The organism is Streptomyces sp. NBC_00459, assembly GCF_036013955.1.
Classification (GTDB): Bacteria; Actinomycetota; Actinomycetes; order Streptomycetales; family Streptomycetaceae; genus Streptomyces.
Map to the genome: position 1 here is coordinate 9209250 of NZ_CP107903.1, position 20538 is coordinate 9229787.

Consider the following 20538-nt stretch of genomic DNA (forward strand, 5'->3'; position numbering starts at 1 on the left):
CTCCTCGGACACGGGGGACACGGGTGTCACCTCGGGTGTCTCGGAAGGCTCAGGGATCTCCGACGTTTCGGACGGGGCGATCGCTACGGTCACTGGTGACTCTCCCGGGCAGGCTGGACGGACTTCGAAGGTGCAGACGGGCAGCCTATATGCGTGCATTGACGATGCTTTGACAGACCGGGCCCGACCCCGCCTCCGGCCTGTCACCACGTCCGCACGGCCGGTGGTGGACACGTGTACCCGCCCACAGCTGTACCCGGTTCACTCTCTGAAGGTCCGCAGGAACGCGTCCAGCGCCTGTCGGTTGGCGGTGTCGTTCCAGTCGGCGGCGGGTGTCGTCCAGCGCAGCGAGTAGCCCGTGTTCTGGCCGGTGAGGAAGCCCCGGCCGAATGTACGTATCCGGGTGCCCTCGAAGTCTGACAGCCACTCCATGTCGGCCGCGCTCCGGCCGCGATAGGTCGTCGCCCGGATCGCGCCGATCCGCTGGAAGCCGATGTCCGCCCGGATCAGGACCGGCTCGACGTCCTCGCGCCAGACGGCCACGGGGTCCGAGCGCAGCCGCTCGCTGTAGGTGATGGTCAGGGTGCGCGGGTCGTCCTCGGCGCCGAACACGATGCGGTAGGCGACGTTGCCGGGGGAGACGTCCTCGCTCAGCCGCTTCCACCCCTGGGGGAGGGCGACCGAGAACCCTTCCGGGGCGTTGTACACCCGGAACCCCGCGGGCAGCGCTTCGGCGGTGCCCGCGGTCGCTGAGGGAGTGGGCGTGGGAGACGCGGCCGGCGGCGCCGATGGCGTCGGTGAGGCCGGTACGGAGGGAGAGGGACTCGGTGCGGGGTTCTGGTCGGGGACCGCGGTGTCCCCGCCGGTGGCGGGGAGGGACGGAACGGGGGCGACGACCGGCGGGGTGGTGTCCGCGCCGGATGCCGAGGCGTCGATGCCGGGCAGGTTGTCCGTCGTCGCGAGGACGGCGACGGTGACGGCGGCCAGCGCGGCACCGACGAGGACGATCCTGCGGGGACCGCGCCTGTTCAGGGTCCGGCCGGCGCGCCGCGCGGCGACGGCGGCACCGCCGCCGTGCAGCCGGGCGGCGGGCACCGCTTCGTCCGAGGTGTCGGGTTCGTCCCTGATGACGCGGAGCAGGGCGTCCCGTGCCACCGGAGCGGTCAGCCGTTCCCGGGCGCTCTTGCGCAGCAGCCCCTGGATGACCTGTGCGAGCGGGCCGGCGCGCACCGGGCTGCGCAGCGGCAACCGGTCGACCGCCTTGAGCGTGGCGTCGGGGCGCCCCCGGTCACGGAAGGGCGGCCGGCCCTCGGCCATCGCGTAGAGGATCGCGCCGAGCGCCCACAGGTCGTCCGACGGCTCGGGGCGCGCGCCGTGGGCCTGTTCCGGCGAGGCGTACGAGGGCGCGCCGACCCGGGACACGGATGTGGCGCCCGCCAGGCCGAAACCGGTCACCACGACCGGGCCCTGGTCCCGCACGAACACCTGGCCGGGGCTGAGTTCGGCGTGCACGATGCCCTCGCGGTGCGCGGCCTCCAGCGCGTCGAGCACTTCGAGGGCGATGCGCGCCGCCCGCACGTAGTTGAACGTGCCCTGCCGTTCGAGGAGTTCACTGAGCGGTGTGCCGTCGATCCACTGGGCGACCGTCCACAGGGTGCCGAACTCCTCGACGACGTCGATCACGGCGGCCACCCGGCCGGGCAGCACCAGCCCGAGGATCTCGGACGCGCGCGTCACCCGGGCGATGGCCCGGCGGGCGGTCTGCTCCCGGGGGTCGGGTGGGAGCTGGATCTGGGTGAGGACCACCGGGCGCTCGGATGCGGTGTCCTCGCCGTACCAGGAGACCCGGTTCGTTTCGCGATCGACGACCTCGAGGAGTCGGTACCTTCCGGCCACCAACTCGTGTGTGGAGACGTGCGCCTTGACCATGGCCATCCCTCGCTGAACACCTGGCTCTCACCTTTCCCAGTGGTACGAGGGGTGTGACGGGGTCTGTTCAAATATTCCGCAACTCCCGGGACCGATTCTCCTTTTATTCATCTGCGGCGAGCAGGTGTGCGAAGAAAAGGGGCATTCACCGGCCTTGAGGTGACGGCCCGCACACGATCTCCCCACCGGATCTCCGCCGCCCGCCTCACAGCTCGCGGCGCACCAGGAAGCCCAGCAGCGTCCGCAGCTCGCCGGCCGCGGGCCCTGTCAGGGGCAGGTCGGCCAGGCCGTTCTCGACGGCGGCGAGGTGCCGTCGGGCCTGGGCGAGGGCCGCCGTACGGCCGCCCGCCTCCGTGACGAGTGCTGCCGCCCGTCGCGCGAGGGCCTCGTCGGGCGCGTCGACGGACTCAAGGAGCGCGGCGAGCCGCCGGGCGGCCGGGACCGGCGCGTCGAGCGCGGCCAGTACCGGGTACGACTTCTTGCGCTCCCGGAGATCGCCGTGGACGGGCTTGCCGGTGACGGCGGGATCGCCCCAGATGCCCAGCACGTCGTCGACCATCTGGAAGGCGGTACCGGCATGCCGTCCCACCCGCTCCAGGGCGGCCGTCGTTGCCGGCGGGGCACCGCCCAGCGCGGCTCCCAGTGCGAGTGCGCAGCCGAGCAGCGCACCCGTCTTGCGCTCGGCCATCGTCCGGTACTCCTCGGGCCGCACCCGCTCGGGCCCGGTCCATGGGCGGGCGGCGAACAGCAGGTCGTCGGCCTGCCCGGACACCACGTCCGTGAGTGCGGCCGACAGCAGCCGCGTGCCCGCCGGGCCGCCCGGGGTCCGCGCGAGGGTCTCCACGGCCAGTGCGAGCAGCGCGTCGCCCGCGAGGACGGCCGGGCCGGTGCCGTACGCCTTCCACACCGTGGCGCGGCGGCGCCGAGTCGGGTCGCCGTCCATGATGTCGTCGTGCAGCAGCGAGAAGGTGTGCACCAGTTCCACCGCCACGGCCGCCGCGATCCCCGACGGTACGGGTGCCCCGGCCGCTTCCGCACCGAGCACGGCCAGCGCCTGGCGTACGCCCTTGCCGCCGGACGCGTCGACGGGCGCACCGCCCACCTCGCACCAGCCGAAGGAGTACGCGGCCATCTCGCCCAGCCAGGGATGCAGCTGTTCGACGGCCTCGGTGAGCGCCGGACGCACCAGGTCACGGCACCGGTCGAGGAGTTGGGGCACGGACGGGGCCGCCGATGCCAGGACCTCGGGGGCCGGCGGTGTCATCGTGCCGTCTCCGTTTCCGTGTCGAGGCCGAGTTCGGTCTGTGCCCGCGCCACCATCGCGCGGGCGTGCCGCAGCCCGATGCGCTCCAGGTCGCGGGCCAGTTCGGCCAGTTCGGCGGCTGTCTCGGACCGGTCGCGGCCCAGGCGGGCCAGGGACTTGGCGAGTCCGAGGCGGGACAGCGCCTCGCCGCGCGGCTCGCTCATGGCACGGAACTCCGCCAGGGCCTGGAGATACAGGTCGCGGGCCTCGGCGTAACGCCCGGCGCGGTAGCAGACGTTGCCGCGCATCTTGTGGTTGTAGGCCAGCGCGCTCGACAGGTTCATCGCCGTGCAGCTCTTCTCCGCCTCCGAGAGCAGGGCGAGGGCACGTTCCGTGTCCCCGTCGCGTACGGACACGATGTCGGCGAGTCCGCGCAGCGCCCAGGCGTGCCCACGCCGGTCGTCGGCCCCCGCGGCGATCTCGGCCGCCTCCTCGAACATGGAGTACGCGGTGTCGTACGAGCCGGTGTTGCGGTGCATCTGCGCGATGCCCTCCAGAGCCCACACCGTGTGCCGTGCTTCCCCGCGTCTGCGCGCCTCGGCGAGCAACTGCTCGTGCAGCCGGCCGACCGCCTCGTAGTCGCCCTGGATGCGACCGGTCTCGGCCAGCCCCGCGAGCGAATATCCGCGCACGACGATGTCGTCGCCGCGTTCGCCGAGTTCGGCCGCGAGGCCCAGCAGCCGCCGGGCCAGCGGGAACGCGCCGCGTTGGCGGGCCAGCGTGCCGCCGCTCCACAGCGCCCACGCCATCGCCGCCGTGTCCCCGGCAGCCCGGGCCGCGCGGTAACTCGCCTTCCAGGCCCGGTCCGCGTGGCCCACCTGACCGAGCCGCCGGTGCGCCTCCGCGACCGCGAGTCCGGAGCGGGCGGCCTCACCGCGCCGCCCGGCCCGCTCGGCGGCGGCCAACTGCTCGGTGCCCGCGGCGAGTACGTCGACCAGGGAGGAGTTCACCGAGAGGCTGGTGAGCGCGCCCTGGTACTCCGGGGCGAATGCCTTGCCGTACATGCAGCCCTTTCGGTATACGCTCAGCGTATACATGGTGTGTATAGTGCGCCGAAATTTCGCCCCGGCCGGTTGGGCCGGGGCGGCGCGCCATTGGTCGTCGGTGTCGTGGATCAAGACGTGGACGACGGTGGTGAGGTTGCCTGTGCGGCGCAGATCACGTTCCGGGACGCGTGTTCGCGGTCGACTCAGTGCTGCTGGGCCTTCTGCGGGGTCGCCTCGCTCGGCCGTACGACGACGATCCCCTCCCCCTGGAGCATCAGTTGGGCGGCCTCGCCGGAGCCGCCGCGGATCATCGAGCCGAAGGACTGCGAACGGTGCAGCGACGTCTGGAGGCCGGCCGACCAGCCCACGACCGCGTCCGTGTCGACGTACACCGGGTACTGCGGCGACACCGGAATCACCAGCGGATTGCCCTCGCACACCAGCCCGAGCCGCCCCTGTCCGGTGAAGACGCTGTTGAACAGGCCCCCGCCGCTGATCCCCGCCCCCTTGACCGTCTTGATCTCGTACGCCAGCGAGGCGTCGAAACACAGCACGTTGCGGCCGTTGACCGTGAAGACGTCACCCGGGTCGATCTCGACGATGAAACAGTTCTGCGCCTCGTGCGCGAACCACGCCTCGCCCTGTCCGCGCACCGCCATCAGGGGCAGGCCCTCGCCCGTGACCGCACGCTTCAGCATGCCGCCGACGCCCTGCCCCTTGCGCTCGAACTGGAGGTTGCCACGGAAGGCGATCATCGCGCCCTGCCGGGCGAACATCTCGCCGTCGACTGCGTACTTGATGGACTTGGCGTTCTCGGCGGTCATGCCGGGCGCTGTGGCCGGCTGCACCATGTACTCACTGGAAAACAGGTCACCCTTCATGCGGGCATCGTGTCCCGGAGGGTGCGTGTTCCGCCAGGAGAACGCGCGGAAAGGACAGAACCCGGCCAAAGGCGGCCGGAGGGCTCTCTGTGTCCGGACGATCCGGCGTCGGCGGCGTCGGTGACGCTACGTTGTAGGGCAGGGCCGACTACGGTTCCCCACAAGGAGGTTGCCCGGTGACGCAGGACTCGTCCGCCCCCGGCACACGGACGCCGGAGAAGATCGACACGACGGTGCCGCACTCGGCCCGGATCTGGAACTACTGGCTCGGCGGCAAGGACAACTATCCGGTCGACCACGAGGCCGGCGACGCCTTCCGCAAGGTCTTCCCCGGCATCACCGACCTCGCCGGCGACTCCCGCGCCTTCCTCGGCCGCGCGGTGCGCCTACTGGCGGGCGAGGCCGGGATCCGGCAGTTCCTCGACATCGGCACCGGCCTGCCCACGGCGGACAACACCCACGAGATCGCCCAGCGGGTGGCCCCCGACGCCCGCATCGTCTACGTCGACAACGACCCCCTTGTCCTGACCCACGCTGCCGCCCTGCTCACCAGCTCCCCCGAGGGCGTGACCGACTACGTCGACGCCGACCTGCACGACCCTGACGCCGTCCTCCGGGAAGCTGCGCGGACCCTGGACCTCAGCCGACCGGTCGCCCTCACGCTGATGCAGGTCAGCGGGCACATCGCCGACTACGAGGAGGCGCGGGCCATCGTCGGCGCCCTGATGGGCGCGCTGCCGTCGGGCAGTCATCTCGCCTTCAACGACAGCGTGGACACCAACAAGGCCAACGCCGAGGCCACCCGTCTCTACAACGAGAGCGGGGCCGCCCCCTACCGCCTGAGGAGCCCGCGGCAGCTCGCCGGTTTCTTCGACGGGCTGGAGCTGCTGGCCCCCGGTGTCGTCCCCATCACCGACTGGCGCCCGGATCCCGGGACGGCCGCCGCGACCGGCGAGGTGATCGCCCTGGGCGGCGTCGCCCGCAAGCCGTAGGCGGGCGCGGACCGCCGGAGGGGCGATCAGGCGCCGAAGAGCTGGGTCCAGTACGTGCCCGCCTTGCCGCCGCCCGCGAAGCCGATGCCTATGTGCGTGAACTCCCGCTTGAGGATGTTGGCACGGTGCCCGGGGCTGTTCATCCAACCCTCCACGACCTCGGCGGCGGAGCGCTGCCCGCACGCGATGTTCTCCCCGATCGTCCGCCGCGTGGACCCCGCCGCGGCGGCCCGGTCCCACGGCCGGCTGCCGTCGGGCCCGGTGTGCGAGTAGAACGCGCGGACCACCATGTCCGTACTGTGCGCCTGCGCGGCACGGGTGAGCAGGGCGTCGGTGGCCAGCGGTGGCAGCCCGGCCCGGGCCCGCTCCCGGTTGGTGAGGTCAGTGACCTCGACGGCTGTTCGCGCCAGGTCCCCGGGCAGGAGAGGCCGGGCCCAGAGAGCGGTCCAGTACGTGTCACCCGTGCGGGACCCGGTGACGTACGCCAGGCCGACCTGGGTGAACGCCGGTTCGTGCAGGGTGCGCCGGGCCTGCTCGGTGCGCAGGCAGTAGTCGACGAACTCCTCGGGCGTGCGCGGGCCGGAGACCAGATGCTCGCCGACGGTCAGATACGTGTACCCGGTGGCGGTGACGCGCTGGTGGACGGAGGTGCCGTCCCGGCTCTCGGTGCCGAGGCGGCCGGCCGAGGCCATGTCGGTGGCGTGCGCCCGAGCGGCGGCGCAGAGCCGCGCGTCGAGGGAGACGGGTGGCGAACCGGCGGTGGCCCGGGCGGAGTTGACCAGGGTGACGAAGCCTTCGGCGGAGGTGGGCGGGCCCGGTGTTCCGGCGGCCGAGTACAGCGACCCCGGCGACGCACCGGCGGCAGGCACGGTGGCCGGGCGGGCCGACCCGGCCGGTGTCGGCGCGCCCGTCGGCCGGGACCGCCGGGCAGCCGCCTCCGACAGACGGGAGGCCGCGCCCGACAGCCGGGAGGCGGCGTCGGACAACCGGGCGGGTGCACGAAGACGCGCGCCGGCCGCCGCAGGCCGCGCGGAAGACCCCGACGAGCCCGAGGCCGAGGAGGCGTCGTCCGCGACATCCACCCCGAAGTCCCGGGCCAGGCCCGCCAGCCCGTCCGCGTACCCCTGGCCCAGCGCACGCAGCTTCCAGCCCGTGCCCCGCCGGTACAGCTCCGCCAGCAGCAGCACTGTCTCCCGCTGCGGGCGCGGCGGCGTGAACCGGGCGAGGGGGCGGCCTCCGGGACCGGTGACGTGGACTGTGGGCGCGGGCAGCCCGCCCAGCGCCGTACCCGGGTCGGCTGCGCTGACGACCACCGTGACGCGGGTGGCGCCGGGGCGCAGGGCTGCCGGATCGACGGTGAGGGTGTCGCCGTGCAGCCGGGCTCCAGGTGCCGACGGCTGGTTGTAGAACACGAAGTCCGCGTCACCGCCGACCTTGCCGCCGTCGTCCGTCACGAGTGCGCTCACGTCGAACGGGCCCGGCACCCGGAGCGTGAGGGCGCCGCTGGGAAGGGGCGTGTTGCCCCCGGGGACCAACTCGCTCATCGCGCCTGCCCTGGGGTCGTCGTTCGGGCCCCATGAGGGGCGTTGCCCCTGTAACGCCCGGCCAGGGCGCCGCGGTTCCCCGGCCGACGACAGCCGACCGGGGAACACGGCGGCTACGCCTCCCGCACGCGCACCAGGTGCACAGCCGTGCTGGACCAGTCGCCGGGTGTGAGATCGAGCCGGAAGCCGTACTCGCCGAGCACGTTCGCGTGGTGGACGGCACCCGTGCTCGCGTCCCGGTACCGGGCGCCGGGAGTGAGACCCCGCAGCCGCACCGGAATCCGCGGGAGACCGTGCCGAGGACCGTACCGGAAGCCCAGTACCAGGGCCTCGGCCGCGTCCTCGCCGACGTACTGGACCACCGTCGGCTCCTCCCCGTGCGGCCCCGACAGCCGGTACAGCTCACCGTGCTGCACCAGATGCCGCACCTTCTTGTACTCGGCCACCAGCGCCGCACCCTCCGCGAGCTCCTCCTCCGACCAGCGCGTCAGATCACCGCCGATGCCGAGCAGCCCGCACATCGCCGCATGGAAACGGAACCGCAGCGGCACCGAACGCGCCGTGAGCTGATTGGGCACGTCGGTCACCCACGCCGACATCGCACGCGCCGGATACATCTGCCCGAAGCCGTGCTGGATCACCAGCCGGTCCACCGCGTCCGTGTTGTCGGACGTCCACGCCTGGTCCGTACGGGACAGGATGCCGAGGTCGATCCGGCCACCGCCGCCACTGCACGTCTCCACCCGCAGTCCCGGATGGTCGGCACGCAGCCGGTCGATGACGTCGTACAGATTCGCCACGTACCGCGTCCACAGAAGGTCGTTTCCGTCCCGCTGCTCCGGCCAGCCCGACTCGCCGAAGGCGCGGTTCATGTCCCACTTGAGGAAGTCGACCCCGTGGTCCCCGACCAGCCGGGTCAGCCAGCCGTACGCCCAGTCCGCCACCTCGTCCCGCGCGAAGTTCAGGACGAGCTGGTTGCGCATCTCGGTGCGGGCCCGGCCGGGGACGTGCAGCACCCAGTCGGGGTGCTCCCGGTACAGCGCGCTGTCCGGATTGACCATCTCCGGTTCGACCCAGATCCCGAACCGCATCCCGAGCCGGTGCACGGAGTCGGCCAGCGGCCCGAGCCCCTCGGGGAAGCGCTCCGGAGTCGGCGTCCAGTCGCCCAGCCCCGCCCGGTCACTGCGCCGCGCCCCGAACCAGCCGTCGTCGACGACGTACAGCTCGACCCCGAGCAGGGCGGCCCGCTCGGCCAGCGCCTTCTGGCTGGCCTCGTCGACGTCGAAGCCGGTCGCCTCCCACGAGTTGTAGAGGACCGGCGCCAACTCCTGTGCCCGGGGCAGCACATGGGTCGTCGTGTACGTGTGCCAGGCGCGGCTCGCCGCCCCGAACCCGCCGTCCGTGCACAGTCCGGCGAACACCGGCGTGGCGAACTCCTGCCCCGGCGCGAGCGGAATGCTCGTCCCCTCGTGGCCGACGCCCCCGGTGAATCCGGCCAGCCCGTCGGGGGTGCGCTGCGTGGTGATGCGCCAACTCCCGCTCCAGGCGAGGGCCGCGCTCCACACCCGGCCGTGGTCCTCCGTCGCCCCGCCCGCGTCGAGCATCACCCACGGGTTGGCGTGATGGCTGGTGATGCCGCGCCGGCTGGTCAGCACCGTCTCGCCGAACGGGAGTGTGTCGCGCCGCAGCTGACTCTCGGCCGACCACTGACCGGTGACATGGCTGAGCCGGTAGTCGCGCAGCGGTGGCAGCGTCCAGGCGGCCGAGTCGGCGCGCAGCAGATCGATGTGCTCGTCACCGGCGTTGCGCACCACGGTCCGGCGCTCGATGACGTCGGTGTCGGCGCGGACGGTGTAGTGCAGGGAGACATCGAGGGGGTGGAGACGGTCGCGGAACTCCAGCACCAACTCGCTCACGCCGGGCGCCGGTTCGAGCACGCGGTGACCGGTGGGCACCCACTCGAAGGCGCGGGAGGAGTCCGCGTACCGCACCTGGAGGGAGGGCGGGCCGTAGCGGGTGCCGCCGTCGACGGGGAGTTCCTCGCCGACCGGAGGCCTGCCCTCGAAGCTGCTCGTCATGTCCTGTGCCGGGGCGACCAGCGCGCCCGCCTCCGCCAGGGTCAGCCGCGGCCCCCACGCGAGATGACACGGCGCGCCGGTCTCGTCGATCCGCAGCGCGTACGACGTGCGCGGTGTGGTCAGCAGCCAGACCCCGGTGTCCGGGGAGTGGGAGATCAGCGGCATGGTGCCTCACGTTCGTGCAACTGGCGTAGCTCGGGGAATCCGAGCGAGACCATGGATCATGTGTCAATGGGATGCCTGTGTCGGCCTTTCGTAAGTCTAGATGCCGTCGCAGAGGTGGTTCATCTCGTCGATGCTTCTTTCATTGACAGGGGAAAATAAGCGATCTAGGTTCCGGCCATGCCCTCGACCTTCCGTGCCGAGGTGTTTCCGGCCCGTACGCCGGCCGCCTCGCAGATCTTCACCACGGTTCTGTCCCACGGCCCCCTCACCCGCGCCGACGCGGCCCGGCGCGCCGGGCTGTCCGCCGCCGCCGTCACGAAGGCGGTACGCCCGCTGATCGACGCCGGGTACCTGGTCGAGGACGCGGACGTCGAGACCCGCCCCGCGCTGGGGCGTCCCGCGAACCTCGTACGCGTCGACGGCGGGCGGGCGCTGTTCATCGGCATCAAGATCACCGGCGACGAGATCTTCGGCGTGCTCACCGACCTGTGCTGCCGTATCCGTGTCGCCCGGGACATACCCCTTACGGCCCGTGCCCCCAAGGCGGTGCTTGCCTCGGTCGCGGAGCTGGTGCGGGAGCTGCTCACCGAGGCGGACGGCTTCGGGGTGCCGGTGCTGGGCTGCGGAATCGCCGTCGCCGGAGAGGTCGACCGGACGGAGGGCGCCGTGCGCTACTCGCCGTTCCTCGACTGGCGTGACGTGCCGCTCGCGGAACTCGCCGCCATGACCACCGGGCTGCCCGTCACGGTCGACAACGACGTGCGTGCGCTCACCGTCGCCGAGCAGTGGTTCGGCGCCGGAGTGGGGCTGTCCGACTTCGCCGTGGTGACCGTCGGCGCGGGCATCGGCTGCGGGCTGGTGGTCCACGGGCGCGTGGTGGCGGGGATGCACGGGGTGGCCGGGGAGATCGGGCATGCCGTCGTCGATCCGGCGGGCCCGCCCTGCCACTGCGGCCGGCGCGGCTGTCTGCAGGCGTTCGCGGGGGACGCGGAGATCGTCGCCAGGGTCCGGGAGGTCACGGGCACCTCGATCACCGACAGCGCCGAGGCTGTCGCCCTGGCCCACGCGGGCCACCCCGGAGCGCGGGAGGTGTACGCGCGGGCCGGTGAGGCGATCGGGCGGGGCATCGCCACCGTGGCCAACCTGCTCGGACCCGAGCGCGTGATCATCTCCGGTGAGGGACTGGCCGCGTACGACCTGTTCGCCGGGCAGATCCGCGACGCGTTCGCCGCCGCGGCCTTCGGCTCCGCCGCCCGCTGCGAGCTGCTGACCAGGCCGCTGCCCTTCGAGGAGTGGGCGCGCGGGGCGGCGGCGACGGCGATCCGGTCCTTCGTCAGGGCGGACCGGTAGCCGACGGACCAGGTCAGGGGCAGGGTCAGGACTCCTTCGAGGCCGCCGGGATCAGCCCTTCCCGGTAGGCGACCGCCACCGCCTCCCCACGGCTCGCGGCACCCAGCTTGGCCAGGATGTTGGAGACATGGACACTGGCCGTCTTGCCGCTGATGAACAGCTCCTCGCCGATCTGACGGTTGCTGCGGCCGAGGGCGAGCAGCCGTAGGACGTCCTGCTCACGGGCGGTGAGGGGCGTCGAGGCTGCCCCGGGAGCATCGGCGGGGGAGGACTCCGTCAGCCGGCCGCGGCGGATCAGGGCGTCCACCTCCCGGAGCAGGGGCACAGCACCCAGACGTACCGCCGTCTCCCGTACCGCGAGGGCCTGTGCGGCCGCCTCCTCACGGCGGCCGTCGGCCAGCAGGGCCTCGGCGAACCGCCTTCGGCAGCGCGCCTGTTCGTAGACCTCACCGAAGCCGAACGCCGTGACCGCCCGCTCCCACGCCTCGGCCTCGGGTCCGGCCGTCGCCCGGGCCCACTCCGCCTCGGCACGAGCCAGCCAGGCCAGGCCTTCCGGACCCTGCGGGGCGCCGTCTCGGCCGTACGTCGCCCGGGCCCGGGCCAGCTCCAGCAGTTCGGCGGCCGTACGAGTCCAGCGCAGCGTCCCCGCCTCGTCGCCGGACCGGCGCAGCCGGACGGCCGTGTCGGCGACGGCGGCGAGTGCCAGCGCGGCGAGCCGGACCGCGACCTCCGGAAGCGCCCCGGCGTCGTCGGTGAGCGCCTTCACCGTGCTGTGCACACGCTCCACGGCCGCGTCCGGGTCCCCCGCCAGGGCGGCGGCGTCCGTGAGCACGATGCCCGCGACCAGCGTGGCCATCCAGTCGAACGGGCCGTCGAGGAGAGCCCGGGCACGGTCGGCGGCGCCCATGTCACCGCGTGCCAGTGACACGTACAACGAAGGCCCCGTCACGAATCCGGCCGCCGCCGGAAGCACCTCGGTGTCGGTCGCCGCCGCGCGGGCGCAGTCGTCCCAACGGCCGAGCGTGTACAGCACCACGGACTGCAGATAGCGCATCTCCAGGGGATACGGCGAGGAGAGGAGACCGGCGCGGCGGGCGCGGTCCAGGCCCTCGGAGAGCCACGGCAGGCTCTCCTCCAGGAGACCGGACTCGAAGCAGCCGATCGCGAGATTGAACAGCGCCCGCATCTCCACCGGCGAACAGCCCGCCCGCCGGGCCAGCTCACGGGCCTCCCGGAGCTTCTCGCGGCCCTCGGGGGTGCGACGGCCCCCTGCTTCGAGAGCGGCCACGGAGATCATGAGGTCGGCCTGCGCGTCGGTGGCCTGAAGCTCCTCGGCGACGGACAGGGCCTGCCGGGCGACCCGCAGCGCGGTGTCGCTGTCGCCCATCTGCCGTGCCGCCATGACATGGGTGGCCGCCGCCCACACCCAGGTCCGCGACGGAGGCTCGGCCGGGATCAGGGCGAGGGCCTCGCTGCTGTACGCGAACGCGGCCGACAGATGGTCGATGCTCATCAGGTTGTCGGCGAGCGTGTAGCGGACGCGGGCCGCGAGTTCGGCGTCCGTGTCCTGGCCCACTCCGGCGAGCGCCGCCCGGGTGAGCGACACCGCGCGATGCGAGTCCCCGGCATGCGCCGCCGCGGCGGACGCCCGCAGCATCAGGGTCACCGTGTCCAGGCCCTCGCCGGCGGGACGGGCTCCCGCCTCCACCGCCGGCCACAGGTCCAGGGCGGCCTCCAGATGCCGTAGCTCCTCCGCGGGCGCCCCGACACGATGGGCGTGATCGGCGGCCTCCAGCGACGCCGTGAGCGCCTCGGCCGGATCGTGGCTCTCCCGGTAGTGGTGGGCGCGCTCCGCCGCACTCTCGGCGGGGCGGCCACGTCCGGCCAGCAGTCGCGCGAACGCCCCGTGCAGCCGCGACCGCTCGCCCGGCAGCAGATCGGCGTAGACGGCCTCACGGGCGAGCGCGTGCCGGAAGGAGTACGTGTCGCCCTCACCCGCGACGAGGAGCTGCCGTTCGACCGCCTCGCGCAGTGCCGACTCCAGCTCGTCCTCCGGCAGCCGGACGGCGTCGCTCAGCAGCTCGTGCTCGACGCGCCGCCCGGCGACCGCGGCCGTACGCACCACCTGCTGGGCCGTGTCGGACAGTTGCTCGAAGCGGATGAGGAGAACGTCGGCGAGCCCGCTGGGTACGCCGCCCGACTCCGCGTCGGTGGCCGCGAGCAGCTCCTCCGCGTAGAACGCGTTGCCCTCGGCACGCTCGACGATCCGGCGGACGGTCGTGTCGGGCAGCGGCCCCTCGCCCAGGGCACGCACCAGCCGGGCGACCTCGGCGTCGGCCATCGGCCGCAGCTCCAGCCGCTCCACGGCGGGCAGCCGCACCAGCTCCGCGAGGAGCGGGCGCAGCGGATGGCGGCGATGGAGGTCGTCCGCGCGGTACGACGCGAACACCGCGAGCCGGTGACCGGGCGCGCCACCCGTGGCTCCCTGGAGCACGCCACGGCTGAGCAGGAACCGCAGCAGATCCCGGGAGGACTGGTCGGCCCAGTGCAGGTCCTCCAGGACGAGCAGCAACGGAGCGATCTCGGTGACGCCGGACAGCAGCCCGGCCATCCCCTCGAACAGCCGCAGCCGCCCACCGGCGTCCCGCTCGCCGTCCTCCGCGCCGCCACCGAGCAACCGCCCGACCACGGGATGCGCGGCGAACACTTCCGCGAACCGCTCGTCGGCCGCCAGTACCCCCAGGATCTCGGTGAACGGCAGATACGGCAGACCGACGTCACCGAGGTCGACACAGTGCCCCGTGAGCACGGTCATGCCGGCCACGGAGGCCCGTCCGGCTGCCTCCGCCAGCACCCGCGTCTTGCCCACCCCGGCGTCCCCGGCGATGAGCACGGCACGCGGCTCACGGACACGGGCGCGATCGAGTACGGCCGAGAGACGGGTCAGTTCGTCGTCGCGGCCGATGAGCGGGGTGTCGAACAGGTTCTGCGGCACAGACGAATCCTCACATGCACCGCTGACAGTCCTGACCTACCGGCTCTCAGCGCAGGGTCTCCGCCCAGTTCGCCGGGACGCGTCCCGCAGGTCCCGGGGCGGGCTGGTCGGCCGGATGGCTGCTCGGGGGAGTGAGCGGCGGCCCGTCCTCGAACAGCTCGGACGTCTCGAAGTTCCAGAACCAGGCCTCGCCGGGCTCGTAACTGCGGATCACCGGATGACCGGTGTCCCGGAAGTGGCCGGTGGCGTGCTTGGCGGGCGAGTCGTCGCAGCATCCGATGTGGCCGCACTGGGCGCAGCGCCGCAGATGGAACCACCAGCCACCGGCGGCGTCGCACTCGACGCATCCGGCACCGCTGGGCGGGACGCTGGGGTCGATTCCGGTGTCCTTTGTCATGACGGCTCCTGAGCCGGGTCGGAGGCCCCGGCGGTGTCGGTGTCGGTTTCGGGGTCGGCGGCGGTGAGGGGGAGCAGCACCTGGAAGCGGGTGTCACCCGGTACGGACTCGACCTTCAGGTCACCGTGGTGCTTGTTGACGATGATCCGCCAGGAGATGTCGAGCCCCAGCCCCGTGCCCTCGCCCACCGGCTTGGTGGTGAAGAACGGGTCGAAGATCCGGCCCTTGATCTCCGCCGGCACCCCCGGGCCCGTGTCGCGGAACTCCACCAGCAGCCGGTCGTGCACCGGTGCCGTCCGTACGGTCAACGTCCCTTCCCCGCCCGCGCTGTTGATTGCGGAGACCGCGTTGTCGATCAGATTGGTCCACACCTGGTTCAGCTCGGCGGGGTAGGCCGGGATCCTCGGCAGCGAACGGTCGTAGTCCTTCACGACCTTGACGCGCGAGCCCATCTTCCCCGACAGCATCAGCAGCGTGCTGTCGAGGAGTTCGTGCACGTCGGCGACCTGATAAGGGGCCCGGTCCAGCTGCGAGTACTGCTTGGCGGCGTCGACGAGGTGGGAGATGCGCGTGGTGGAGTCCTCGATCTCGGACATCAACAGCTCTGTCTCGACCGTGTAGTTGAGCCAGCCGATGGCGGCCTGGAGGATCTCCTCGTCGACGGCCGCCGCGACCTGCTCCAGCCAGTCGACGTCGAGGCCGCCCTGCACGAAGGTCGGCGCGATCTGCCAGCCGCCCTGGATGCCGTGGTCGTCGAGCCAGTCGGAGACCTCGTCCTCCCGGTCGGACGCTTCGAGCGGGCTCAGCGACTGCGCCTTGGCGACCCGTTCGGCCGTCCGCTCCTGGATGTCGACCAGGGACTTCAGGGCATCGCGGTGGTAGGGGCCCGAGGCGATGATCCCGAGCTTCTGCCGCATGTGGGCCACCCGGTCGCGCAACGACGACGTGGCCCGTACGGCCGCGGCGGCCGGGTTGTTGAGCTCATGGGTCAGTCCGGCGGACAACGAGCCCAGCGCGAGCAGCCGTTCACGTTGTCCGATGGCCCGCTGCGCGGTCTGCGTGCCGAAGAACAGCCCTTCCAGGAGGTGGACCGCCATCGGGAACCACTCCTGCATGATGGCCGCGAACGTCCCGCTGGGCAGGACGAAGAACCGCGTCGGCTCGGTGACGCGCATCGAGCTCTTGTACTTCTGCGGCGTCCCCTCCTTGAGGTACGCCTGCATCGCTCCCGTGTACACCCCGGGCTGGGACGTGCGGTTCACCTCGACGTCGTCGCCGCCGACCCGGCGCGACATGACGAGCGTCCCCTCGATCATCACGTAGAAGCAGGTGGCCGGGTCACCCTCGGCGAACACCGGCCCCGGGTCGAACAGTTCGACCCGGCCCTCGCAGCACAGTCTGCCGAGCTGCTCGGCGGTCAGCTTCTCGAACAGGAACAGCGCCCCGATCTCCGCGGGGCTGCACGGCATCAACCGGCCGCTCACGACTGCTCCAGATACCGGTGTACGAGCATCACGGCCATGGCTCCCTCTCCGACGGCGGACGCGACCCGCTTGGCGGACTCCGCGCGCGCGTCCCCGGCGACGAACACGCCGGGGATGTTGGTCTCCAGGTGGTACGGCGGCCGGTCCAGCTCCCAGTCCGCCGGTGGCCGCCCGTCGGCGGTCATATCGGGCCCGGCGAGGATGAACCCGCGCTCGTCGCGCAGTACCGTGCCGTCCAGCCAGTCGGTCAGCGGGGCCGCGCCGATGAACACGAACAGCCACTGCGCGTCGACCAGTTCGGTCTGCCCGCTCGCCGTGTCGCGCAACGTCAGCTGCTCCAGGTGGTCGCCGCCGTGCGCGGCCTCGACGACCGTGCCGGCCCGCACCGAGATGTTCGGCGACTCGGCGATCTGCTGGATCAGGTAGTGCGACATCGACGCGGTGAGGTCCGCTCCGCGCACCAGCAGCGTGACCGACTTGGCCCCCCTGGACAGGTACATCGCCGCCTGCCCGGCCGAGTTGGCGCCGCCGACGATGTACACGTCGTGGCCCTGGCAGGAGGCGGCCTCGGTCAGTGCCGACCCGTAGAACACCCCGCAGCCCGACAGATCGGTCACGCCCGGCGCCTCCAGCTGCCGGTACGACACCCCGGTCGCCAGGATCACGCTGTGCGCGGCGATCGCCGACCCGTCCGAGAACCGCACGAGCCGCGCCGCGCCGCTCACCTCCAGGCCGGTGACCTCGCGCGCGGAGAGGATCTCGGCGCCGAACTTCGTGGCCTGGCGTCGCGCCCGGTCGGTGAGCTGGCCGCCGGAAACCCCGTCCGGGAAGCCCAGATAGTTCTCGATCCGCGAACTCTGCCCGGCCTGTCCGCCGGTCGCCGACCGTTCCACCAGCACCGTCCGAAGCCCCTCCGAGGCCCCGTACACGGCCGCGCCCAGCCCGGCCGGGCCGCCGCCGATGACGACGAGGTCGTAGAAGTCGGCCGTCGGCGTGGTGGCCAGCCCCACCTGCGCGGCCAGCTCGGGCACCTCCGGCTCGACGAGCGCCGTACCGTCCGCCGTGATCACCACCGGCAGCCGCTGCCCGTCCTGGCCGCAGGCCGCCAGCAGCCGCTGCCCCTCGGGTTCCTCGGTGGAGTACCAGCGGTACGGCACCTGGTTGCGGGCCAGGAACTCCCGTATGTCCGACGAGCGGGCCGACCACCGGTGACCGACCACCTTGGTGCTCGGCACGGGCCGGTGGTCACTGCACCGCCAGGCCTCCAGGAGATCGTCGAGCACCGGGTAGAGCTTCTCCTCCGGCGGATCCCAGGGCTTGAGGAGGTAGTGGTCGAGGTCGACGACGTTGATCGCGTCGATCGCCGCGTTGGTGTCCGCGTACGCGGTGAGCAGCACACGCCGCGCGCCCGGATAGACGTCCAGGGCCTGTTCGAGGAACTCGATGCCGTTCATCTGCGGCATCCGGTAGTCGGCCAGGATCACCGCCACCGGATCACCGCGCAGCTTCAGCTCCCGCAGCGCGTCCAGCGCGGACTCGCCTGACTCCGCGCGCACGATCCGGTACGACTCGCCGTAGCGCCGCCGCAGGTCACGGGCGACGGCCCGGGACACCCCGGGATCGTCGTCCACGGTCATGATTACACCTACGGTAGACCTCTCAGGTGCCATGGAACGACCGTACGTGACGGGGAGGGGCCATGGCGACGGCAACCGTGATCCGGGCAGCACGTGAGTACCTGCGGGTGGGCGACCACGAGAGCCACCAGCGCCCCTGATCCAGCTACCACGCCGAAGGCGGGCTTGACCAGGTCGAACAGGGTCGACGCGCTGAGCTGCCGCTCGGGCTTGAGGGATCGGGCGCCCAGCAGGTCCCAGCCGATGAAGAAGGCCGCGGCGGCTACGGTTTTGGCGGCGGTGAAGGTCATCGTGAGGGCAGTGCCGACCGGCCACAGACGAGAGGGCGGACCTGGCAGCTGCTGCCGTGATCGGGAGTGCTCCTGCGGCAGTCGGCCATGCCGGCGGGAGAGTTGCCTCCTCCCAGATCGTGAGCGGCTACGTCTGCCACAGGAACCACCCCGCACCGGGCAGTACGAGCAGGGCAAGAAGGCCGACAACCCCGCAACGGCCCCTGTCCTCGCCGGTGTGACGTGCTTTGTGCAAGGGTCGCGGCCTCGATAGTGAGAGTTCGTTCGAACAGCCGTTAAGCAGGGCCCTAACCATTACCAATGGCTAGGGCTGGGGAACCGGCGGCCGCACCGCGGACTGCAATCGACCCAGTCAGGAGCGTCTCAGGTCGTAGGTGGCGGCGCATGCCGTGGCCGGGAACGGCCGGGTCTTTCTGCTAGTTCTGATACACCTTGTCGTTGCCGGGGCCGCCCGAGAGCCTGTCGTTGCCCGGACCGCCGTGCAGGACGTCGTTGCCGCTGTTGCCCCACAGGACGTCGTTGCCCCGGTCGCCGTACAGGCGGTCGTTGCCCCTGCCACCGTAGAGGTTGTCGGCGCCTGAATTTCCGTGCAGGACGTCGTTGCCGTCGCCGCCGTCCACGCGGCTGCTGTCGGCGTCGCCGGTGAGCGAGTCGTTGCCGGCGTCGCCGTAGCACGCGGAGCACCCGGTCAGGACGTCGTTCCCGGCTCCGCCGCGCGCTCCGTTGCCCCGCTGCTCGCCCCCGCCGACGGTGCGGTCGTTGCCGTCCTGGCCGTAGAGCTCGGTCTGGCTGTTGCCCACCAGCACGTCGTTGCCCTTGCCGCCGTAGATCGTGCTGTACGCGTAGTTGTCGGCGGCGATCGACACGGTGTCGTTGCCGTTGCCCAGGTCGATGTAGTAGTCGTCGGTGAAGTCGGTGCCCACCGGGACGTGGACCGCGCAGCGGGCGACCGTGCGGTCGGTCGCCGACGGGTACACGCACTCGTAGTTTTCGGCCGCACTGCTGTCGATGGTGATGGGCGCGCGGTCGCGGAAGGTGAGGATGTAGTAGGCGTCGTTCCCATCGTCGCGGCTCTCGAACTTCATCGACACCGTCAGCCGATTAGTCTGACCGGCCTCGTCCTTGAACCAGAGGTCGCGCTCGCCGTGGCGCGCGACGTCGCGCAGCGTACCCGCGTCCGGAGTGGCCGCCTGGACGGCGGGAGCCGTGAGCGCGGCTGCGCCCAGGACAAGGGTGAGAGTGAGGGCGGTGGTTGTCGCGGTGGCGATCCTTCTCCGTGTACGCATGCCGAGCAGCCCCTTCGCGGGAGTGGTGCCGTGGGTTTCTGATTACCCGTTAGACAGCGCACCCGGGGCTGAGGTTGTACGCCGGAGCGAACCGGCGCCGCCCTGGTCGAGCTGGATCGCGCTGATCACCCTGCACGGCAGGGTCTTGGCGTGCCCAAGGACCCTGCCTGCGGCCTGGCCCGCCCGGGCTTCGTCACCGTCGCGGTGCGCGCCCCGCGGCCGACCGCCCGCGGATGCATGGCCAGCAGCGTCTCGCCGCTCGCGTCCGGAGCGGTGGAGTGCAGCATGACCTGTGACTTCGGCGGCCGGATCTCCACCAGCTGGCGCGGGCGGACGCGGCGGGCGGGCACCGAGTAGAGATTGCCGCCGAAGGCGACCAGGCAGTCCTTGCCGACTGGCCGCAGGTGCCGCTCGGCCACCAGATACGGAGTCGGCGGCAGCGGTTTGAGGGCCGCGTGCTCACGGACCGCCCGCTCGCCGATGACCTCCCGGTGCGTCTTGTGGATCTGCGACCGCCGCCGGGGCACTCACGCCGTGAACGCGGCGTCCATCTCCTCGACGGAGGAGGCATACGCCTGCAAAATCTCCCCGAACACCCTCTAACAACGGCTAACACAATGAATGCCACACCTCTTGACGCCTGCCCTGGATGGCGGTGGGAACGTCCGGGGTCACCTTCGGAGGTGCACGGTAACCACCCTGGCAATCGCAAGGCCGTAACCGATGGTAGGGACAAGGCTGACAAGGAAAAGTAGTCCGCCGGGGAACATCAACTTCGCCCAGCCGAGTTGGCTGGGGAATAAGGCATGCCCGGGTCGTGCCGCATCGTAGAGCACGGTGACGCGATCGCCGGTCGAAAGACCGTCCGGGGCTTGGATGACGTCGTCGATCGACGCCTGGATGCCATGGGCGCCAGTCAGGTTGACGGTGATGAAGGAGGGGTGTTGTTTGGGCTGCAGTTTGGCGTAGTCGGCTTCGACCACTACGGCTGGAATCTTTTCGGCGTCATCGAAGTGCAGTCGTGCAGCCCCGTTGTCCAAGCCGAAGAAGAAACCCAAGGTGGCGAAGAGTAATCCGAGTACCAGGCCCAGCGTGTATCCCAGGGCTCTGCGGATTCTCTCGCCGTCTTGAGGTCTGTAGACCCGTCCGCGGCCTACGCCGATGATCGTGTCGTTCTGTCGACCGCCTCGCGCCATGGCTCCCCCCGCCACCGAGTCACTT

15 protein-coding genes are annotated in these 20538 nt (G+C 71.7%); 2 read left to right on the top strand and 13 right to left on the bottom strand.

What is annotated here, in order from left to right:
* Positions 1 to 261: 261 nt before the first annotated feature.
* The 4 genes from OHN74_RS40430 to OHN74_RS40445 form a co-directional block, all read right to left on the bottom strand.
* Positions 262 to 1929 (bottom strand): serine/threonine-protein kinase, encoded by a 1668-nt coding sequence (locus tag OHN74_RS40430; RefSeq protein ID WP_327700436.1) that lies wholly within the window; start codon positions 1927 to 1929, stop codon positions 262 to 264.
* 205 nt (positions 1930 to 2134) lie between these two features.
* Positions 2135 to 3193 carry a polyprenyl synthetase family protein gene (locus tag OHN74_RS40435; protein ID WP_327699539.1) on the bottom strand — a complete coding sequence of 353 codons (1059 nt, stop codon included), beginning with the start codon at positions 3191 to 3193 and terminating at the stop codon, positions 2135 to 2137.
* A complete protein-coding gene (locus OHN74_RS40440; protein ID WP_327700437.1) occupies positions 3190 to 4236 on the bottom strand; it encodes a tetratricopeptide repeat protein in 1047 nt (348 codons plus the stop codon). The genes OHN74_RS40435 and OHN74_RS40440 overlap by 4 nt, the downstream gene beginning before the upstream one ends.
* Positions 4237 to 4421: 185 nt before the next feature.
* Positions 4422 to 5099: an AIM24 family protein gene (locus OHN74_RS40445; RefSeq protein WP_327699540.1), complete on the bottom strand. Its 678-nt coding sequence runs from the start codon at positions 5097 to 5099 to the stop codon at positions 4422 to 4424.
* Positions 5100 to 5275: 176 nt separating this feature from the next.
* On the opposite strand from OHN74_RS40445, the gene OHN74_RS40450 reads away from it, so the two are divergent.
* Positions 5276 to 6091 carry an SAM-dependent methyltransferase gene (locus tag OHN74_RS40450; protein WP_327699541.1) on the top strand — a complete coding sequence of 272 codons (816 nt, stop codon included), beginning with the start codon at positions 5276 to 5278 and terminating at the stop codon, positions 6089 to 6091.
* 26 nt (positions 6092 to 6117) lie between these two features.
* On the opposite strand, the gene OHN74_RS40455 is transcribed toward OHN74_RS40450, so the two are convergent.
* The gene (locus OHN74_RS40455; protein WP_327699542.1) at positions 6118 to 7635 is read right to left on the bottom strand and encodes a CAP domain-containing protein; all 1518 of its coding nucleotides are present in this window, start codon (positions 7633 to 7635) and stop codon (positions 6118 to 6120) included.
* Positions 7636 to 7748: 113 nt separating this feature from the next.
* Positions 7749 to 9878 (bottom strand): alpha-galactosidase, encoded by a 2130-nt coding sequence (locus tag OHN74_RS40460; protein WP_327699543.1) that lies wholly within the window; start codon positions 9876 to 9878, stop codon positions 7749 to 7751.
* A gap of 177 nt (positions 9879 to 10055) precedes the next feature.
* On the opposite strand from OHN74_RS40460, the gene OHN74_RS40465 reads away from it, so the two are divergent.
* Complete coding sequence (locus tag OHN74_RS40465) at positions 10056 to 11228, top strand: ROK family transcriptional regulator (protein ID WP_327699544.1); 1173 nt, start codon at positions 10056 to 10058, stop codon at positions 11226 to 11228.
* A gap of 25 nt (positions 11229 to 11253) precedes the next feature.
* Here the strand turns inward: OHN74_RS40465 and OHN74_RS40470 are convergent, their stop codons facing one another.
* From OHN74_RS40470 to OHN74_RS40500, 7 genes are all read right to left on the bottom strand, one after another.
* On the bottom strand, positions 11254 to 14223 hold the full coding sequence (locus OHN74_RS40470) for a helix-turn-helix transcriptional regulator (protein WP_327699545.1): 2970 nt from the start codon (positions 14221 to 14223) through the stop codon (positions 11254 to 11256).
* Positions 14224 to 14269: 46 nt separating this feature from the next.
* Positions 14270 to 14620 (bottom strand): UBP-type zinc finger domain-containing protein, encoded by a 351-nt coding sequence (locus OHN74_RS40475; RefSeq protein ID WP_327699546.1) that lies wholly within the window; start codon positions 14618 to 14620, stop codon positions 14270 to 14272.
* On the bottom strand, positions 14617 to 16104 hold the full coding sequence (locus OHN74_RS40480) for an ATP-binding protein (protein WP_327699547.1): 1488 nt from the start codon (positions 16102 to 16104) through the stop codon (positions 14617 to 14619). The genes OHN74_RS40475 and OHN74_RS40480 overlap by 4 nt, the downstream gene beginning before the upstream one ends.
* Positions 16101 to 17774 (bottom strand): FAD-dependent oxidoreductase, encoded by a 1674-nt coding sequence (locus OHN74_RS40485; protein ID WP_327699548.1) that lies wholly within the window; start codon positions 17772 to 17774, stop codon positions 16101 to 16103. Before OHN74_RS40485 ends, OHN74_RS40480 begins: the two co-directional genes overlap by 4 nt.
* Before the next feature lie 673 nt (positions 17775 to 18447).
* Complete coding sequence (locus tag OHN74_RS40490; protein ID WP_327699549.1) at positions 18448 to 19317, bottom strand: calcium-binding protein; 870 nt, start codon at positions 19315 to 19317, stop codon at positions 18448 to 18450.
* 125 nt (positions 19318 to 19442) lie between these two features.
* Complete coding sequence (locus OHN74_RS40495; protein ID WP_443060517.1) at positions 19443 to 19844, bottom strand: Mu transposase domain-containing protein; 402 nt, start codon at positions 19842 to 19844, stop codon at positions 19443 to 19445.
* A 144-nt stretch (positions 19845 to 19988) separates the two neighbouring features.
* The gene (locus tag OHN74_RS40500; RefSeq protein ID WP_327699550.1) at positions 19989 to 20513 is read right to left on the bottom strand and encodes a DUF3592 domain-containing protein; all 525 of its coding nucleotides are present in this window, start codon (positions 20511 to 20513) and stop codon (positions 19989 to 19991) included.
* Between the last annotated feature and the right edge of the window lie 25 nt (positions 20514 to 20538).

What these genes read in the sequence shown, in the direction of transcription:
- OHN74_RS40430 (WP_327700436.1), bottom strand. Translation starts at nt 1,929, where the DNA reads ATGGTCAAGGCGCACGTCTCCACACACGAGTTGGTGGCCGGAAGGTAC.
- OHN74_RS40435 (WP_327699539.1), bottom strand. Translation starts at nt 3,193, where the DNA reads ATGACACCGCCGGCCCCCGAGGTCCTGGCATCGGCGGCCCCGTCCGTG.
- OHN74_RS40440 (WP_327700437.1), bottom strand. Translation starts at nt 4,236, where the DNA reads ATGTACGGCAAGGCATTCGCCCCGGAGTACCAGGGCGCGCTCACCAGC.
- OHN74_RS40445 (WP_327699540.1), bottom strand. Translation starts at nt 5,099, where the DNA reads ATGAAGGGTGACCTGTTTTCCAGTGAGTACATGGTGCAGCCGGCCACA.
- OHN74_RS40455 (WP_327699542.1), bottom strand. Translation starts at nt 7,635, where the DNA reads ATGAGCGAGTTGGTCCCCGGGGGCAACACGCCCCTTCCCAGCGGCGCC.
- OHN74_RS40460 (WP_327699543.1), bottom strand. Translation starts at nt 9,878, where the DNA reads ATGCCGCTGATCTCCCACTCCCCGGACACCGGGGTCTGGCTGCTGACC.
- OHN74_RS40465 (WP_327699544.1), top strand. Translation starts at nt 10,056, where the DNA reads ATGCCCTCGACCTTCCGTGCCGAGGTGTTTCCGGCCCGTACGCCGGCC.
- OHN74_RS40475 (WP_327699546.1), bottom strand. Translation starts at nt 14,620, where the DNA reads ATGACAAAGGACACCGGAATCGACCCCAGCGTCCCGCCCAGCGGTGCC.
- OHN74_RS40485 (WP_327699548.1), bottom strand. Translation starts at nt 17,774, where the DNA reads ATGGCACCTGAGAGGTCTACCGTAGGTGTAATCATGACCGTGGACGAC.
- OHN74_RS40490 (WP_327699549.1), bottom strand. Translation starts at nt 19,317, where the DNA reads ATGCGTACACGGAGAAGGATCGCCACCGCGACAACCACCGCCCTCACT.
- OHN74_RS40500 (WP_327699550.1), bottom strand. Translation starts at nt 20,513, where the DNA reads ATGGCGCGAGGCGGTCGACAGAACGACACGATCATCGGCGTAGGCCGC.